Annotated in this window: 17 protein-coding genes; 7 read left to right on the top strand and 10 right to left on the bottom strand. The window is 64.9% G+C overall.

What is annotated here, in order from left to right:
- Window positions 1-115 precede the first annotated feature (115 nt).
- The gene (locus ACWEO2_RS38480) at window positions 116-577 is read right to left on the bottom strand and encodes an NUDIX hydrolase (RefSeq protein WP_452409865.1); all 462 of its coding nucleotides are present in this window, start codon (window positions 575-577) and stop codon (window positions 116-118) included.
- Window positions 578-837: 260 nt separating this feature from the next.
- On the opposite strand from ACWEO2_RS38480, the gene ACWEO2_RS38475 reads away from it, so the two are divergent.
- Both ACWEO2_RS38475 and ACWEO2_RS38470 read left to right on the top strand, forming a co-directional pair.
- A complete protein-coding gene (locus tag ACWEO2_RS38475; protein ID WP_452409864.1) occupies window positions 838-1,623 on the top strand; it encodes a pirin family protein in 786 nt (261 codons plus the stop codon).
- Between the two features lie 114 nt (window positions 1,624-1,737).
- Window positions 1,738-2,220, top strand: a complete 483-nt coding sequence (locus ACWEO2_RS38470) for a DUF4190 domain-containing protein (protein ID WP_452409863.1) — start codon at window positions 1,738-1,740, stop codon at window positions 2,218-2,220.
- Here the strand turns inward: ACWEO2_RS38470 and ACWEO2_RS38465 are convergent.
- The gene (locus ACWEO2_RS38465; RefSeq protein WP_452409862.1) at window positions 2,198-2,749 is read right to left on the bottom strand and encodes a hypothetical protein; all 552 of its coding nucleotides are present in this window, start codon (window positions 2,747-2,749) and stop codon (window positions 2,198-2,200) included. The genes ACWEO2_RS38470 and ACWEO2_RS38465 overlap by 23 nt on opposite strands.
- A 132-nt stretch (window positions 2,750-2,881) precedes the next feature.
- Here ACWEO2_RS38465 and ACWEO2_RS38460 point away from each other — a divergent pair, with 132 nt between their 5' ends.
- From ACWEO2_RS38460 to ACWEO2_RS38450, 3 genes are all read left to right on the top strand, one after another.
- The gene (locus ACWEO2_RS38460; RefSeq protein WP_452409861.1) at window positions 2,882-3,733 is read left to right on the top strand and encodes a Scr1 family TA system antitoxin-like transcriptional regulator; all 852 of its coding nucleotides are present in this window, start codon (window positions 2,882-2,884) and stop codon (window positions 3,731-3,733) included.
- A gap of 10 nt (window positions 3,734-3,743) precedes the next feature.
- Window positions 3,744-4,121, top strand: coding sequence for a DUF397 domain-containing protein (locus tag ACWEO2_RS38455; RefSeq protein WP_452409860.1), 378 nt, complete (start codon window positions 3,744-3,746; stop codon window positions 4,119-4,121).
- A gap of 68 nt (window positions 4,122-4,189) precedes the next feature.
- Window positions 4,190-6,217: a M13 family metallopeptidase gene (locus ACWEO2_RS38450; protein ID WP_452409870.1), complete on the top strand. Its 2,028-nt coding sequence runs from the start codon at window positions 4,190-4,192 to the stop codon at window positions 6,215-6,217.
- A gap of 48 nt (window positions 6,218-6,265) precedes the next feature.
- Here ACWEO2_RS38450 and ACWEO2_RS38445 read toward each other — a convergent pair whose 3' ends face one another.
- The 8 genes from ACWEO2_RS38445 to ACWEO2_RS38410 form a co-directional block, all read right to left on the bottom strand.
- Window positions 6,266-7,345 carry an ABC transporter ATP-binding protein gene (locus ACWEO2_RS38445; protein WP_452409859.1) on the bottom strand — a complete coding sequence of 360 codons (1,080 nt, stop codon included), beginning with the start codon at window positions 7,343-7,345 and terminating at the stop codon, window positions 6,266-6,268.
- Window positions 7,346-7,411: 66 nt separating this feature from the next.
- Window positions 7,412-8,740, bottom strand: a complete 1,329-nt coding sequence (locus ACWEO2_RS38440) for an ABC transporter substrate-binding protein (RefSeq protein ID WP_452409858.1) — start codon at window positions 8,738-8,740, stop codon at window positions 7,412-7,414.
- 69 nt (window positions 8,741-8,809) lie between these two features.
- On the bottom strand, window positions 8,810-9,601 hold the full coding sequence (locus ACWEO2_RS38435; RefSeq protein ID WP_452409869.1) for a carbohydrate ABC transporter permease: 792 nt from the start codon (window positions 9,599-9,601) through the stop codon (window positions 8,810-8,812).
- Between the two features lie 71 nt (window positions 9,602-9,672).
- Window positions 9,673-10,602, bottom strand: coding sequence for a carbohydrate ABC transporter permease (locus ACWEO2_RS38430; RefSeq protein ID WP_452409857.1), 930 nt, complete (start codon window positions 10,600-10,602; stop codon window positions 9,673-9,675).
- A 326-nt stretch (window positions 10,603-10,928) separates the two neighbouring features.
- Complete coding sequence (locus ACWEO2_RS38425) at window positions 10,929-11,825, bottom strand: L,D-transpeptidase (RefSeq protein ID WP_452409856.1); 897 nt, start codon at window positions 11,823-11,825, stop codon at window positions 10,929-10,931.
- 478 nt (window positions 11,826-12,303) lie between these two features.
- The gene (locus tag ACWEO2_RS38420) at window positions 12,304-13,704 is read right to left on the bottom strand and encodes a cytochrome P450 (protein ID WP_452409855.1); all 1,401 of its coding nucleotides are present in this window, start codon (window positions 13,702-13,704) and stop codon (window positions 12,304-12,306) included.
- Window positions 13,705-13,720: 16 nt separating this feature from the next.
- Entirely contained in the window at window positions 13,721-14,944 is a 1,224-nt protein-coding gene (locus tag ACWEO2_RS38415) for a serine hydrolase domain-containing protein (protein WP_452409868.1), read from the bottom strand.
- Window positions 14,945-15,030: 86 nt separating this feature from the next.
- Window positions 15,031-15,585, bottom strand: a complete 555-nt coding sequence (locus ACWEO2_RS38410) for a DUF6764 family protein (protein WP_452409854.1) — start codon at window positions 15,583-15,585, stop codon at window positions 15,031-15,033.
- A gap of 259 nt (window positions 15,586-15,844) precedes the next feature.
- Here ACWEO2_RS38410 and lppU point away from each other — a divergent pair, with 259 nt between their 5' ends.
- A complete protein-coding gene (lppU, locus tag ACWEO2_RS38405; RefSeq protein WP_452409853.1) occupies window positions 15,845-16,513 on the top strand; it encodes an LppU family putative lipoprotein in 669 nt (222 codons plus the stop codon).
- Window positions 16,514-16,552: 39 nt separating this feature from the next.
- Window positions 16,553-18,004 (top strand): MFS transporter, encoded by a 1,452-nt coding sequence (locus tag ACWEO2_RS38400; RefSeq protein ID WP_452409852.1) that lies wholly within the window; start codon window positions 16,553-16,555, stop codon window positions 18,002-18,004.
- The last annotated feature ends 14 nt before the right edge of the window (window positions 18,005-18,018 follow it).

Below are 18,018 nucleotides of genomic sequence, written 5' to 3'. Positions count from 1 at the left end.
GTCGAGACTCGCGACTTCGTCGCATGCGCTTCGACGGCTCGGACGCGAGACGGGCCGCGAACGGTCGCTCGTAAGACTCGCTCCGTATGGGCTGGGAATGTGGGCGTGTCGCCGATCAAACGCATTTGACCAGGGCGGAGATCGTTTCGCGCATATCAGGGGCCATCGGCAGCTCGTCCAGGGCCGCGGCATCGATCCAGGCGAAGGCGTCGTGTTCACCGGGCTCCAGCGCCACCTCACCCGGCTCCACCTCGACCACGAAGCTGTACTTGCGGACCCTGGCCTTGGTCCGGGTGGCGTAGTCGAAGCCGCCAAGGAAGTCGGTGATATCGCGCACACGCAGACCGGTCTCCTCGAACAGCTCACGTGCCACGCATTCGGCCAGCGTCTCCCCGGATTCGACTCCGCCACCAGGCAGTTCGTACATTCCGCCGTGGTAATCGTCCGGTACGCGGCGGACTACCAGGAGTTTGCCGTCTCGGAAAACCGCGACACCGACGACGAAATCGCTGATCCCATCGCGCTGTGCGGCATTGCGGAGTTGTCGCTCGATGCGGGCGAGTGCCTCGGATCGCATCTGGTCGTCACCTCCGGTTGCGTTGTGGCGCATGGTGTTACGAATCCGCCCTGGGTGTGGGCGGCCGCATCGGTGCGGTCGCGGATTGATCAGGGTGACGATTTGACGAACCGGTTGGTACTGCTCGCCTGCCGTTCACCCGCCGGTCGCTCGCGTAAAATGCCGAGTGCAGGACAATTTACTAGGAATTCGGAGTACCGCGTCGTAAGTGCTCCTACCCTGAAAGGTGATCGGTGCACGGTCCCGAGAGGAGGACCATGATGTCCACACTCACGACACCACACATCGATGTCCATCGCGGCGGCGATCGCATGAAAACGCGCGTGTCCTGGCTGGATTCGAAGCACTCGTTCTCCTTCGGGGAGCACTACGATCCCGACAACACCCATCACGGACTGCTGCTCGTCAATAACGAGGATATTGTTTCCCCTGGTCAGGGCTTTGAAACCCATCCGCACCGGGATATGGAGATCGTGACCTGGGTGCTCGGCGGCAGCCTGGTGCACCAGGATTCGCTCGGTCACAGCGGCGTCATCTATCCGGGCCTGGCGCAGCGGATGAGCGCGGGCACCGGAATCCTGCATTCGGAGAAGAACGACTCCTGGCGGCTGGACCGCGGCACCGAACACAACGAGCCGGTGCATTTCGTGCAGATGTGGGTGGTCCCCGACGAGCCGGGCCTGGAGCCGGGCTATCAGCAGCTCGAGATCGATGACGAATTGGCGGGTGGCTCGCTGGTGACCGTGGCCTCCGGCCTGCCGCGTTACCGCGACCGGACCGCGATCGCCATCGGCAGCAGTCATTCGGCGATGCACGTGGCGCACATGGCGGGTACCGGTGACACCGAGCAGTCGGTCGACCTACCTGACGCACCGTACCTACATCTGTTCGTCGCCAGGGGCGAGGTGGAGATGGAGGGTGTCGGCCCCCTGTACACGGGTGATGCGGTGCGGCTGACCAGGTCGGGTGGGCAGCGGGTGATCGCCCGCGGACCCGCGGAGATTCTGGTCTGGGAGATGCACGCGCGGCTCGGCTCGCAGCCCTAGCGATAGCTCGCAGGTCGCTGGAAAGGATCAGCCGGGCTCGGCATTAACATCCCAGCTCCGATACTGCGATCAGTAGCCGATTGTCGCGCAAGCGCACCGGTTGAGAGGAAGCCCATGTCGCAGTATCCGCCGCCAGGCCAATATCCACCGCCCGGTGACTATCCACGCCCTGAGCCGTACCAGGGGCAGCCCAACTACTGGCAGGAATCGCCCAAGCGGAAGGGCCTGGCCATCACCACATTGGTGCTCGGCATCCTGGGCTTCCTGAGTTGCTGGACGCTGATCGGCGGCTACCTGTTCGGCCTGTTCGCGCTGATCTTCGGCATCATCGCGCTGTTCAAGATCCGTTCCGGCAGCGCGGGTGGCACCGGCATGGCCGTCACCGGCCTCATCCTCGGTGTGCTCGCCCTGGTCGCGGCGATCCTGCTCAGCATTGTCGGCTGGAGCTTCTTCGTCGACTCCGGCGGCAAGGACTACCTGGACTGCGTGCAGAAGGCGGGCAACGATCAGACCAAGCTCAACGAATGCCGGGACAAGTGGCAGCACAGCATCGAGCAGAGCTTCAGCGTGACGCTCACTCCGCGCCCGAGTCCTTGAGGTGAGTGACCACCGACCGTTCGAGTTCGCGCCCGCCTTTGCTGGCACACGCCCTGGTCGCAGCGATGACATCGCAGAGTTCGGGCCGGTAGTCGTCCTCGGGTGGCGCGATCCAGACCCGGTAGCCGCTGTGTTCGTCGGTCGGCGAGGGCAGCACGATCCGGCTGCCGGGCAATGCCACCGAGGCGCACACCCGGAACAGTTCCGGGAACAGCGTCATATCGAGATATGAGTTGTCGGTCGGACCGGTGAGGAAGGACCAGCGGCTGGAGCGCGGGTGCGCGATGATCGGTCCGGTGCGCCCGCAGGCAGCCAGCAGGTGGGCGTGGACGCGTTTGCCGAGTACGGCGGGCATGACGACCGCGCCGACCGCGCCGATCTCCAATAGAATTCGCCCGAGTGCGGGATCGACAACCCCGTAGAGTCCGTTGTCCTTGCGGTAGCGGCGACAGCGGGCCAAGGCTTCCTGGGCCGCCGCGAAGTCCTGGGCTGCAAGGTAGCTACCCGGTTCCATGCGCGACGTACTCATGACGAACCTCGCCTCGACTCTGAGTGGATCGACGTGAAAAGCAAAGTTGCCGCTGAGCTCGACCATAGACCGGTGCTACTGGGATGACAATAGTCACACGCCGGAAAATTCTTCGGCGTAACATCGTTAGCCATGGCACCCGTTTCCCCCACAGTTGCTCGTTGGGAACTGGTGCTGCGTCTGCGGGAGTTGCGCGAACAGCGCGGCTTCGATTCGGCGACCTTCGCCAAGCGGGTCGGCTTCACTCCGGCCAATTGGTCGCATGTCGAGAAGGGGCGGCGAGTTCTCACCACCAACACCATCGGCCCGGTACTCGAATTGCTAGAGGTGGACGCCGAGGAGCGCGAGGAGTTGCTGGCCCTGCTCGAGGCGAGCAAACAGCGCGGCTGGTGGGCCAAATCGTCGGCCCTGATCGGGCCGGAACTGCAGCGGCTGTACGGCATGGAGCTCGGCGCGCACAGCATTCGCAGCTATGACAGTTTGGTGTTTCCCGGACTGCTGCAGACCGAGGATTACGCTCGCGCACTCATCCGTGCGGACGTGATGATCCGTCCGGTACAGGTCGAGCAACTGGTAGCCATCCGGATGCGGCGCCAGGATCGGCTGCGCGGTAAGGGGGCGGTCGAGCTGACCGCGGTAATCGGCGAGGGCACCCTGCTGCAGCAGACCGGCGGTCCTGAAGTACTGCGCGGACAGTTGGAGTACCTGGCGAAGTTGATCGAGCAACTCGACAATATCGAGGTGCGGGTCATCCCGTTCGCTGCCAAGGCGGGTGCGGTGCTCGGCGGTTCCAGCTTCCATCTGATCGACTTCGCCGGCGAACAGTTGCCGACCTTCGCCTGGGCCGAGAGCGCGGTCTTCGGCGGGGCGGTCGACGACCCGGAACAGGTACGCGATTTGAGCTTCGCTTATGTTCGCGCGCTGGAGCAGTCGTTGACTCGTGACGAGTCATTGGCGCTGATCAGCCGCTATGCACGAGTGTAAAATCCTGCCCATGGCCACCACCGCTACCCTCCGGTCGGTTTTTACTGACTGGTTCACGTCGACTCGATCGAACAACGGCAATCAATGCGTCGAGGTCCGGTTCGATGGTGACGCGGTGCTCATCCGTGACAGCAAATACCGCCGCAACCCGGCCAACCGCCCCGCCGAAGAGCCCGTCATCACCGTTACCGCGAGCCTGTGGACCTCGTTCATCAACCTCCTCAACAGCGGGCGATCGCACAACGAGTTGATCGCGCACACTCACGCCGACGGCAGCGCCACCGTGCGCCACGGCGATACCACTCTGACCTATACCTCCGAAGAGTGGGATGCCTTCCTCGCCGGAGCGCGCGACGGCGAATTCGACCGCATCATTCTCCCCGCCTGACCGTTGCGCCCCGGCCGTCCGCGCGGCCGGGGCAACCACGGCGACGGCATTCTCGTCACCTCGGCATACTGGAGATCGTGACTTCCGATCTGAGCAGTCCCTCCGGTATCGATCTTTCCTACCTCGACCAGGCCGTTCGGGTGCAAGACGACCTGTTCGCGCATGTCAACGGCACTTGGCTGGATACCTATGAGATACCCGCGGACCGCGCGGTCGACGGTGCGTTCCGGGCGCTGTACGACCAGGCGGAACTGGATGTCCAGGCGATCATCCAGAACACCGCTGGCTCACCGGCCGAGCATGGCAGTGATGCGCGCAAGATCGGTGATCTGTATTCGAGCTTCATGGACACCGAGACGGTGGCCTCGCTCGGACTCGCGCCCATCGCGGGTGAACTCACCGAGATCCGCGAGATCGCCGACCGCGGTGCCTTCGCCGCGCTGCTCGGCAGGTTGCAGCGCACCGGCGTCGGCGGCGCGCTCGGTGTGTATGTCGATACCGACGATAAGAACTCCAATCGGTATCTCGCGCACGCCACCCAGTCCGGGATCGGGCTGCCCGACGAGTCCTATTACCGGCAGGACGAATTCGCCGAGATCCGAGCCGAGTACATCGCGCATATCGGGCGGATGTTCGCCCTGGCCGCCGCCGAACCACAGATCGCCGCGCTACTGCCCGACGATCTGGCGACGGTCGGGCAGCGGGTGTTCGAACTGGAGCGCAAACTCGCGGCCGGGCACTGGGATGTGGTGCGCCGTCGCGATGCCGAACTGAGCTACAACCTAACCACCTACGACACGCTGGTCACCGAGAATCCGGAATTCGATTGGCATGCCTGGACTTCCGCGCTCGCCGAGGGGGTATCCGAGTCCGGTCCCGGGCTGTTCGCCGAAGTGGTTGTGCGCCAGCCGGATTACGTGCGCACCTTCGCACAGACCTGGGCCGCCGAATCGCTGGCCGACTGGCAGGCCTGGGCAATGTGGCGGCTGTTGCGTTCGCGCGCGGCCTATCTCACCGATCCCATTGTCGAGGAGAACTTCGACTTCTACGGCCGCACCCTCACCGGGGCGCAGGAGAACCGGGAACGCTGGAAGCGCGGTGTTTCGCTGGTGCAGGATCTGCTCGGCGAGGCGGTCGGGAAGCTGTATGTGGCCGAACACTTCCCGCCGGAGGCCAAGGCGCGGATGGTCGAGCTGGTCGCGAATCTGCAGGAGGCCTACCGTCGCAACATCGCCGATCTGGACTGGATGGGCCCCGAGACCAGGGCCGCGGCGTTGGCCAAACTGGAGAAGTTCACCCCCAAGATCGGCTACCCGGATAAATGGCGCGACTATTCCGCCATCGTGATCGTGCCGACCGATCTGGTCGGCAACTATCGTCGCGGATACGCCGCCGAACACGACCGCGATCTGAACAAGCTCGGCGGACCGGTCGACCGCGGCGAATGGTTCATGACCCCGCAGACGGTGAACGCCTACTACAACCCGGGCATGAACGAAATCGTCTTCCCCGCAGCCATTCTGCGGCCGCCGTTCTTCGATATGCACGCCGACGCCGCCGCCAACTACGGCGGCATCGGTGCGGTGATCGGCCACGAAATCGGGCACGGGTTCGACGATCAGGGCGCCAAGTACGATGGCGACGGCAATATGGTCGACTGGTGGACCGATGCCGACCGCGCCGAATTCGGCAAGCGCACAAAGGCTTTGATCGATCAGTACAGTGTGCTGTCGCCCAAGACGCTGTCCGAAGACCACACCGTCAACGGTGAATTCACCATCGGCGAGAATATCGGCGACCTCGGTGGTCTCTCCATCGCCTTGGCCGCGTACCAGATCGCTCTCGAAGGCGCGGAGCCGCCGGTGATCGACGGTCTCACCGGTATGCAGCGCGTCTTCTACGGTTGGGCCCAGGTCTGGCGCACCAAGGCCCGCGATGAGGAGGCCATCCGCCGCCTGGCCACCGACCCCCACTCCCCGCCGGAGTTCCGCTGCAATGCGGTGGTTCGCAATATCGACAGCTTCCACGAGGCTTTCGATGTGCAGCCGGGCGACGAGCTGTATCTGGAGCCCGTGCAGCGCGTCAAGATCTGGTGAGCATCCGACTGCCGGGTCGCCGATAACGGCGGCCCGGTAGGCCGGGTTTCAGCGCAGACGTTCCTCGGATTCGGCGTCGAAGAAGAAGATCTCGTCGAATTTGGGGCGCAGGCGCAGGCGATCACCGAGGGCCACTTGGAAGCGGCGGTCCACCCTGGCTACCACCTTGCCGGAGCGGCTGTTCCATTCATCTGTCACGCCGTGGCTGTAGATGAACGATTCCGCGCCGAGCTCTTCGAGGAGTTCGGCGGTCACGGCGAGACTGTTGTCCGCATCGGTGGTCGCTGCCCAGGATTCTGGACGGATGCCGACCATCACCCGTTCGCCGGTTGCACTGCGGGGCAGCGGAATTCGCAGCTCGCCGAGGACGGCGGCACCGTCCCGGACCGGGGCGTCGAGCAGGTTCATACCGGGTGAGCCGATGAAGCCGGCGACGAAGGTGTTCACCGGGTTGTCGTAGAGCTCACGGGGTTTGGCGATCTGCTGGAGTTTGCCGTCACGCAGCACCGCGACGCGATCACCCATGGTCATGGCCTCGACCTGGTCGTGGGTGACGTAGACGGTGGTGGTGCCGAGCCGCTTCTGCAGTGCGGCGATCTGGGAGCGGGTGCTCACCCGCAGTTTGGCGTCCAGGTTGGACAGCGGTTCGTCCATGCAGAAGACCTGGGGGCGGCGCACGATGGCGCGCCCCATCGCGACGCGTTGGCGCTGTCCGCCGGAGAGTTTCGCCGGTTTGCGGTCGAGCAGATGCTCGAGTTCGAGCATTTTCGCCGCCTCCTGGACGCGAACCGCGGTGTCCGCCTTGTTCATTCCGGCATTGCGCAGCGCGAAGCCCATATTCTGCGCGACGGTCATATTCGGGTAGAGCGCATAGCTCTGGAACACCATCGCCACATCGCGGGCCCGCGGCGGCAGCCCGGTGACATCCTTGCCGCCGATCAGGATGCGGCCCGCCTCAACCGATTCCAGTCCTGCCAACATCCGCAGGCTGGTCGACTTACCGCAGCCCGATGGCCCGACGAGGACGATGAATTCCCCGTCGGCGATATCGAGCTCCAGGTTGTCGACAGCAGGCGTCGGCGCACCGGGATACAGATGCGTCACCCCGTCGAAGTGCACTGTTGCCATGCTGTCGCTCCCTGTGTCGGATTCCTGGCGCGCCCGGGCCGGATGCGCGCCGCGGTTGGTCGGTGCTTACTTGGGCAGCTTCGGCGTGATCTGCCGATCGATAATGGCCTGCAGCTGGCTGGCCACATTGGCGAAAGCCGTTGCCGGATCGGCGTTCTGCAGACCGATCTGCTCCAGTCCGGTGCCGATGATCTGGTCACCGCCGGGCACGAATACCCGCGCGTAATCCTGCGATTTGGTCACCGCGAGCTGCTCGATGGCCACCTTCGAGTTCGGGTTCTTGGTGAGGAAGTCGACCTCGCTCGGATCGGACACCGCCGACTTGCGCACCGGCATATATCCGGTGCCCTGCGAGAAGTACGCGGTATTGGCCGCATTGGTGATGAACTCGATGAACTTCAGCGCATTCACCTTCCGCTGATCGGAGATGCGCGATGGAATCGCCAGGCCGGCACCGCCGGTGGTGACGCCCGGCCCGTTCGGGTGCGGCAGGAATGCGGTGCCGAACGTGAGTTTGCCCTCGGCGTTCTTCTGGATGCCCTTCAGATCGCCGGTGGAGGCGATGGTGGAGGCGATGACACCGGTGCCGAAGTCGACGGCGATCTGCGGTTTGATGCCCGCGTATTTCTTGGTGTGGATCATATCGCGCAGGAACTGACCCGCCGCAATGGTTTTGGGATCGGTGAACTTCAGCGACCACTGATCGGAGTAGGCGCCGCCGAAGGTCCAGTTCGGTCCCTGGAAGGTCCAGGCCAGGTAGTTCTTGGCATCACCCCAGCCGTGCGCGAGCTTGCCCTCGCCGACCACCGATTGGATCTTCGGGCCCCACTCGTCGAATTCCTGCCAGCTCTGCGGGCCGCGGTCGGGCAGACCGGCCTTCGCCCAAACATCCTTGTTGTAGTAGAACAGCGGTGTCGAGCGCGAATACGGCAGCGCGTAGTGCTTACCGTTGAACACATAGTCCGCGGCCAGCGAATCGACATAGTCGTCCAACTTCACCCCGGCATCGGCGAAGTGCCCGTCCAGCGGCCCGATGGTGCCGTTGAGCGCGTAGTTGAACCACCAGACATCCGAGAGCACAACGACATCGGGCAGCTTACCGCCGGACAGCGCCGCATTGAACTTCTGCGACACCTCCTCGTAGTTCTTGCCCGCGTCGACCAGATCGACCTTCAGGTCCGGATATTTCGCCTGGAACCGGTTGATCAGCTCGGTCTCGAGGTCCTTCGAGGTGCCAGGGTGATTCGACCAGAAGGTGATGGTGTTGTCGTCGCCGGACTGTTTGCCGCCACCGCCGCTGCCCGCGCACGCGGTCAGTGCGGTACCCGCGGCGAGCGCACCGGCCAGTCCGATGAATCCGCGCCGCGACAGTGCGGGGAACTGTGAAGTGGACACTGTTTCTCCTAGTTGGTTCAGTATCGCGTAGCGATTCCTCGAGAAGTGGTGGACGGGCAGCGGGTGGGCTTACCCCTTGACCGCACCCGAGGTGAGGCCCTTGATCATGTGGCGCTGCAGCAGCAGGAATACGACGAGAATCGGCAGCATGGTCAGCAGCGTGCCCGCCATCACCGGTCCCCAGTTGGTGACGCTCGGATTCTCGGTGTTCTGCAACAGGGTGAGGCCGACCGGCAGGGTGGCCACCCTGGTGTCGTCCGCCATCAGGAACGGCCAGAGGTATTCGTTCCACTCGTTGACCAGCGTGACCACCGCGAAGGCCACCATGGTCGGTCCGGACATCGGCAGCACCACCCTGGTGAGCAGCCGCCACCAGTTGGCACCGTCCATCCGCGCCGCTTCGATCACCTCCGAGGGCAGCGACAGGAAATGGTTGCGCATCAGGAAGGTGCCGAAGGCCACTCCGCAGAGCGGAACGATGATGCCCTGGAAGGTATTTCGCCAGCCCAACTGGGCGATCAGCGCGTAATTGGAGATCACCGTGATCTGGTTGGGCACCATCAGCGCCGCGATGATCACCAGGAACACCATGGTCTTGCCCGGAAAGCGCAGGAACACCAGGCCGTACGCGCTGAACACCCCGAGCACGAATTTCACCAGCGCGACGATCCCGGTGACGATCAGCGAATTGCGCAGGAATGTCCAGAACGGCAACGCGGTGGTGGCCTCCTCGTAGTTTTCCGGATGCCAGCTGTGTGGCCAGTACACCGCGGGCTGGGTGTAGATATCCGGACGCGCCTTGAACGAGGTGATGAAGATCCAGAACAGCGGAACGCCGACGATGATCAGCACACACACCATCGCGGCGTAGCCGAGCAGGGTGACCGCCCGCTGCTTGCGCCGATAAGAAAGTGTCTCGATACCAGCATGTTTCACTGCTCGCCCCGATCCATGATGCGCACCTGCACCAGCGTGATGACCAGCAGCACGAGGAACATGATGGTGGCCACCGTCGCGCCGTATCCGGCCCGGAAGTTGCGGAAGGACTCCTCGTAGACCTGGTAGACCATGGTCGTGGTGCCGGTGCCGAGTGGTCCGCCGCGCGTCATCACATTGATGATGTCGAAGACCTGTAGCGAGTTCAGCAGCACCGTGATGGACAGGAAGAATGTTGTCGGGCGCAATTGCGGCAACAGCACTTTGGTGAAGGTGGTCCAGCGGCTCGCGCCGTCCATTTCGGCCGCTTCCATCAGGTCGGCGCGGGTGCCCTGCAGTGCGGCCAGGTAGATGACGAAGGTGTAGCCGAGGTTCTTCCAGATATAGGTGACCGTCACCATGAACAGCGCCCAGTGCGGATCCTGGTAGAAGTCGGGCACCTTGTCGACGCCGATGCGGTGCAGCACATCCTGGACCAGTCCGAAGCTGGGATCGAAGATGAACTGGAACGCCACACCGATGGCCGCGCCGGAGATGACGAACGGCGCGAAGATGGTCGAGCGAACCACATTGCGGCCGAACAGCTTACGGTCGAGCAATAGGGCGAGTGCCAGGCCGAGCACCATGCTGCCCAGCACCGCGGCCAGGGTGAACACCACGGTGTTGGTGACGATCTGCCACGAATCGTCCCTGCCCCACCACTCTTGGTAGTTCGCGAACCCGATGTAGTTCACGAACGTATCGGAGATATTGAAGTCGGTGAACGAGAGCCGGATATTGTCGGCCAGCGGGCGGTAGACGAACAGCGTCAGCAGCGCCAGATTCGGCCCGAGCAACACCAGGAACAGCGCATAGTCCTGCCACGGCCGGTTACGCAGTCCACGCCCCCGCGGTTGTGGCAGCACTCGTTCCGGCCTGGTTCGCACCGCCGCGACTCTACGTCGCGCAGCAAACAGTCGGTTAATGCCGGGTGCTGACCCGCTGAACTTCTCGTGCGTTCCCCGAACCTGGTGCCGGTCGTGCGGTGGCGTGAGTGTTTCGTCGCGGGCCGTCGGCGGCTGGAATCTGGGCGTCCCCGGCGAGTTACCCATGTTCTCCCGAAATCAGTCGTAGCGTTGCGCCACTCGGGAGGTTATCCGGCAACCGGTCTGCCGTCCGGAAAATCCGGAACACCATCTGCTGAACAAAAAGAACTCAGCCCAGGCCGTTTGTGCCTGGGCTGAGTTGGGCTCGGAAGCTGTCCGGTCGGCGCTCAGTCGTTCCAGTCGCCGTAGCCGTCACGCGCATTCAGCGTGCCGCCATTGGTGTTCTGGACGATGACCGGATCGCCCTTCTTCGCGTTCTCGAAGAACCACTTGGCGTTCTCGGTGCTGACGTTCAGGCAGCCGTGGCTGGCATTCGAAACGCCTTGCTGCGCAACCGACCACGGCGCCGCGTGTACGAAGATGCCGCTATTGGAGATCCGGGTGGCGTACTCGACCTCGACCTTGTAGCCCTCGGGATCGGTGGTCGGCACACCGTAGGTGGACGAATCCATGGTCATCTTGCGCAGCTGTTCGCCGACGAAGTAGGTGCCGTTCGGGGTCTCGTGCTTGGTCTTGCCCATCGAGGTCGGCATGGTCATGATCTCCTCGCCATTGCGAGTGATCGTCATGGTGTGGGTGGTGTCGTCGGCGGTGGTGATGAAGGCGTCGCCGATCCGGTAGGCGGTACGGGTGCCGCCCGCCTCGACGGTCACATCGGTATTGGCGGGCCAGAACTCGTACGGCCGCCAGCGCACCTGCTTGTCGCTGAACCAGTAGAAGTGTCCGGGCGCCGGATTCGAGGAGGTGATCTTGATGGCCTGCTCGGCGGTGGCGTGATCGGACACCGGATCCTTGAAGTTGATGATGACCGGCTGCGCGACGCCGACGGTCTCACCGTCGCCGGGGCTGATGCTCGGCGGCGCGAAATTCGCCTGGACGCCGGGATCGGTGGCGGGCGCGGTCGAGCCCGAGCCGAAGCCGAGCGGATCGGCCTGTGCGGGCGCGACGGCGGTGACACCGATCGTGGCGATTGCCGCCGACAATAGGACGCCCTGCCGGAGTCGGCGGGCTAGCGCTCCGCGACGAGGAGCAGTCGACGTCCCGGTGTTCAAAGCGGCATGCATAGGTTTCTCGTCCAATCCATCTCTCGTCGACGCCGGTGGCGCAGCGAGATCTCTCATAGGTGTGGCGCTCGCATGGTGGTTCCACGAAGATCGACGTGGAATCCGCCTCGCATATGCCCACGGAAAAACGGCGCGGGGAACATAGGGCACCCCACGGGTATTTATGACGCAACCCGACCCTGACGTCCTTCCTACCGTCCCGGGGCGGTCCGAAGCCAGTGGCGTTTCGGATTAATACGGTATGCACATCAAATGTGGCGTACGACACATATGCCGTTGTGGGTCACCATCTTTCGCGATAAGTGCCGGTCACGGCGGTAAGTCTCGATGCATTCGAAGGGGGGGCAGCTGCCATTCTCGCGGAAATTGCCAAACCTCTTCGTGACCTAAATCACGCAGTTTCTCGCTGCGGTATCCGATAATGGCGTTCCCAGCGCCCTACGTGGTTACGCACGCCGCCCCCTCCCCGGCCCGTCGCTCACGCCACGACTTCGAACGGAATCGACCGATGCGGACCCGTCGCGATGTTGTGTGGCACCGATAGCGGCGCGCGGCCCCGCGCATACCGCGGCGTGAGCCGCAGCCGCACCCGGCCCAATACGGTGGCGAGCACGATCCGCAGTTCGTAATCGGCCAGCGACGCCCCGACACACCGTCGATGGCCGCCGCCGAACGGCGCGAATTCGAACGGCCGGTACTTGCGGTCGAGGAATCGCTCCGGCCGGAACTGCTCCGGATCCGACCACACCGCGGGATCGGAGTGCAGCAGCGGTACCGCCACGCCCATCGTCTCGCCCGCCGCGAGCGCGACTCCACGCAGTGCGAACGGCGCAGTCAGCCTGCGCAGGACGATCGGCACCGCGGGATGCAGCCGCAGCGTCTCCTGACAGACCGCGTCCAGATACGGCAGACCGGCCAGTTCGAGCGGGGTGGCATCGGGACCCGCCGCCCGCAGCTCGGCGCGCAGGCGATCCAGCGCCGCGGGTTCGCGATGCACATGGAACAGCGCCCACACCAGGGTCGTCGCGGTGGTCTCGTGCCCGGCGACCAGCAGGGTGCGCAATTGTTCGCACAGCTCGGCATCGGAGATCGCGGTGCCGTCGTCATAGCTGGTCGTGAGCAACATATCGAGAAGGTCCGTGCGCACCGCGCGGCCGTCGGCCACCGCACGTCGGCATGCGATATCGGTCAGGATCAGCTCGTCGAGTCGCTCGCGCGCCGCGCGGAACCGGTCCCACGGCGCATGGCCGAACACCCCGTGGCGCAGGGCGGGCACCAGCATCAGCGGTCCGGAGAAGGCGGTGAGGAATTCCGCGACCGCGGCGGTGTATTCGGCGCGCCGCTGGTGGCTGTTCACTCCGAATACCGCCTCCAGAATGACCCGCAATGTGATCGCCCTGGCCGCCGCGCGCGAGTCGATGCGGCTGCCCGGGCGCCAGGCGGGGCGGGATTCGCCTGTGCTGCCGGATATTTCGGCCATGACAGAGTCGCGGATGAGCTCACCGTAGGCGCGGATACGCGCGCTGTGGAAGGCGGGCACGAGCAATGCCCGGTCGCGTCGGTGCCGTTCACCGGCGGCCAGAATCAGCGAGGCGGCGCCGACGAGTGGTTCGATCGGATTCGGCCGCGGCGGTTCCAGCAGTTCGATCGGCGCGCGAAAGATTTCCCGGGCGCCGATCGCGGTGCCGGTGAACAGCACCGCGCCGAATCCGGGAAACCGGACATAGAACGGATCCCCCTCGTGGCCCCGCCGCCACCGGAAGTACCGCTCGAAGTCGATGCCAGCGGCCAGCGCGTGCGCGAGCACCATCCGGGGTGCGCGCGGCGTCGAATACGCACCGTCCAGCACCGTTTCGGGTGGTGCGCCCGTCTGCTCCATATCTATAGCTACGAATTCACCGCTCGCCGGGTTCGACCGCCCGCTCCGATTTCGCTCTGCGCGCGATGTTGCTGGTAATGGCGGCCAGGCGCGCGAGGCGGGCATCCCCGAGCGCGGTCACCGCATTGCCGAGGCGATTGGTGACGAAGGCGATCGACATGCCGAGATCCGGATCGGCATAGGCACCCGAACCGCCGAGACCGTAGTGGCCGAAGGCATTTCGCGGCTGCTGCTTGGACATCACCACCGGTCGGTGATAGCCGAGGGTGAATTTCAGCGGCAGCCCCAGCACATAGTCGCGGCTGTCGGCCCGCTGGGTCTGGTTGACGAGCTCGATCGTCTCCGGTTTCAGAAATTGCACCGCGCCGATGCCGGGTCCGCCGCGTCCCGGGGCAAGCGCCTCGACCCGGCCACCATTGGCAAGCGCCCCATACATCCTGGCCAGTGCGCGCGCCGAGAAGACGCCGTTCCAGCCCGGCATCACTGCATCGTGCACGCGCGGATCGCGGACCAATTCGTCAAAATTCTCCGGCATACCCGCCTCGGCGAGCCCGCGCACCGGCCGCACCCAGGACAGCACCGATGACGCGGTATTCCAACGGATTCCGGGCGGGCTCAGATGCGGAAAGATCTTGGCGATCCGGTAGCGCTCGGATGCCGGTACCTGGAACCAGAATTCGTCATAGCCGAGTGGCTCTGCGATCTCGCGCCGCACCAGATCGGTGAACCGATCGCCGGTAGCGCGCTGCACGATCTCGGCCACCAGCCAGCCGAAGGTGATGGCGTGATAGCCGGAGGTACGGATCCGCCGCGGATCGGCCGGGCTCTCGGCCAGTGCCGCGACGACGGCGTCGTAGTCGAGGATGCCCTCGCGGCCGGGGACCAGGCCGCGGACCCGATGCAGTCCGGCGCGGTGCGAGAGCACATCGCGCACGGTGATGTCTTCCTTGCCGTGCGCGCTGAACTCCGGCCAATACGTCGCGACCGGGGTGTCGTAGTCGATCAGCCCCCGCTCGGCCAGCCGGTGCACCACGGTTGTCGCGACGCCCTTGCCGGTGGAGAAGGTGAGTGCCACATTGTCGCCGTTCCAGCGGCGATCCTTGCCCGCCCAGCCCGCCCAGATGTCGACGACGGGCCGACCGTCGAGATAGATGGCGAGTGCGCCGCCGCCGCGCGTCGGCTGGGTGAACATGCCGAAGAAATGGTCGGCGAGCCGGACGAACCTCGGGTCGACGAGCATTTCCCGTGGCACGGCCGGCGGCCGATCAGGTGCCGGGATGGCAGAAACCACGGTCGCACCTCCTGCTGGTCAGCGGGACCGGAATATCAGCCTAGCTCGGATCTCGGGGTTTGCCAGCGCCCGAAAGGCGTGGTCAGGCACGTCCTACCGGTCGCCGAATTCCAGGCGAAGGCCGCCGTGCCGAGGCACACCACCGAACTGTCGGCGGTTGTGACCTGTGCGCGCGAGCCCTCGAAGGCGATCGATATCGCGAACAGCGGTATGGCCGCCTGTGCTCTGCCGGTCTCGGAATCGGTTGCCGGAGCGGTGATCGTGGTCAGTGCGACCGCGTCCGGGCCGTAGCCGAAGGCGATCGGGATACCGCCGACCCCGTCGCTGGCGCCGACCCCGCCCGCCGCGCCGACACCGAGTGCCGCCGCGCCGGAGGCGGCGTGCGCGTAGCCGACCCCGTCATATCCGGCCGACCGCGCCCGGCCGGAGGCTTCCGCCGCGGCCCGGCATGCGGTGCTTCCGTCGATTACGGTCACATCCGTGCCGGTGTCGGACGCGCAATGCACATCGGTTGCTGATGCCACCGCGGGCAGTACGAGCGAGGTGCCGATCGCGGCAGTGGTGTAGGCGATTGCGCTGATCAGCTTCACGGACGGTCTCCTCTCACACCGGAACCCCAACCATACTCAGATCGGTTGCTGGACCGCTGATTCCGCTGGTACGCCGTCCCACCGGGGCGATCGAGCAGGTATTTCGGCGCGCACTGTGTCGCTGCGGTGTCGAAGCTGTCGACTCGACGCACGCGCGGTCGGTGGTGTATGCATGGCGTGATATCTCATGCATTGCTAGATCAACTTCGGATTCCCACGGGGGTATGAGTTCGGAGCGTTACAGCCGGGAGGACTGTACGTGTCTCGTCAACTGATCTCGGGTCGCCTCGCGATGGCGGCCGTCGCCGCGGTTGCGGTGGTCGCCGCGCTCTCGCTCGCGGGCTGCGGCAATAAAATCAGCGGCACCGCCCAGCCAGCGATAGGGAACGGGACCATTGATGCGGTCTCGTCCACCAATACTCCGAAAACCTCACCCGCCAGGCCCACTTCGGGTCGGCCGACGACCACCGCCCGCCCGTCCTCGGGCAAGCCGACCGCGACCACCTCGGCGACCAAGGGCGGTAGCACCGACTTCCAGGCCAATGTCGGTGATTGCGTAACTCTCGGCGGTACGACCGATAACGCCACCATCGCCAAGGCGTCCTGTGGCAGCCGGGCGTCGAACTACAAGGTGATCGGCAAGGCGGCGACCAGTTCGCAGTGCGTGGCCGACCGCGACTCCGCCTACTTCGAAACCCTCAACGGCACGCAGCAGGGCGCGATCTGCCTGGATATCGACTGGGTTGTCGGCGGCTGCATGGATATCAGCGGTGAGGACCCCAAGCGCATCGACTGCACCGAACGCGCCAGCCAGGGTGTCAAGGTCACCAATATCCAGCAGGGTGCAGACGATGCGGGCGTCTGCGGCAGCAGCAGTGGGTTCGAGTACCCGACGCGGCACTTCGTGGTCTGCGTCCAGAATCTCTGACCTGACCGAAAACCGGCCCGCGAAGGTTACGTTGGGCCGGTGAGTACGCAAGAACTACCCCGGCTGAGTTCAGCCACCGGCCGCTGGATTCTGTTGGCCACCATCCTCGGTTCCTCGGTGGCGTCGCTGGACGCCACCGTGGTCAATATCGCACTGCCCCGCATCGGTGCAGCTCTGCATACCGACGTCGCCGGATTGCAGTGGACCCTCAATGGCTACACGCTGACCCTGGCCTCGTTCATCCTGCTCGGTGGTTCGCTCGGCGACCATCTCGGTCGCCGCAAGGTCTTCGTCTGGGGTGTCATCGGTTTCGCGCTTGCCTCGGTGCTCTGCGGTGTCGCGGTGAATATCGAGATGCTGGTGGGCGCGCGAATTCTGCAGGGCGTGGCGGGTGCCCTGCTCACACCGGGCAGCCTGGCCCTGATCTCCTCGTCCATCGATCAGCGCGATCAGGGTGCGGCGATCGGTCTGTGGTCCGGCTTCGGCGGTGTCGCCGGCGCGCTCGGGCCGTTCCTCGGCGGCTGGTTGATCGAACTGGCGGGGTGGCAGTCCATCTTCTTCATCAACGTGCCGCTCGCGCTGGTCGTCGTGCTCGTCACACTGAAGCACGTGCCGGAGAGTCACGACCCGAATGCCGCTGTGCGACTGGATATTCCGGGTGCGGTGCTGGTGGCACTGGCCTTGGGCGCGTTGACCTTCGGTCTGATCGACAAGATGCCGCTGCTGGTGGTCGTCGGTCTGCTGCTGCTCGCCGTCTTCGTGGTGATCGAAATGCGCAGCGATCACCCACTGGTACCGCCGTCACTGTTCGTCTCCCGGATCTTCACGGCGGCCAACTTCGTCACCCTCGCGGTCTACGCCGCACTCGGCGGGGTCTTCTTCCTACTCATCCTGCAATTGCAGCTGGTGGCGGGGTATTCGCCGCTGATGTCGGGGATGGCGACGGTTCCGGTGACACTGATCATGCTGGTGCTCTCCGCGCCCGCGGGCCGCTGGGCGCAGGTGCACGGTGCGCGCATTCCGATGACGGTCGGTCCGCTGCTCGCCGCGGCCGGGCTGGTGCTCCTGCTGCGCATCGGGCCCGACACCATCTATCTGACCGATGTCCTGCCCGGTGTGCTCGTCTTCGGGCTCGGTCTGTCGGTGCTGGTCGCCCCGCTCACCGGCGCCGTACTCGGCGCGGTGCCGTCGAGCGAGGCGGGTATCGCGTCCGGGGTGAACAACGCTGTCGCCAGGACGGCCCAGCTGCTCGCCGTCGCCGCACTGCCCGGACTCGCCGGAATCTCCGGATCTCTCAGCGATCCGGTCGAATTCGACCGGGGCTTCGGTGTCGCGATGTGGATCTGTGTCGGCCTGCTGGTGACCGGGTCACTGCTCGCCGCCGTATTGCTGCGGACGCCGCGGCACACACCGACGCTGGACAATGTCGACTGCATGCCGCAGTGCGGGGTGGCAGGTCCGGCGCTGGCCCCACTCCACAAAACAGAGTGAGCGGGTCGAACGAC

The organism is Nocardia sp. NPDC004278 (genome assembly GCF_053602975.1).
Note: the sequence above shows the minus strand (reverse complement) of the source record. Positions and strands in the feature narration are given on the sequence as shown.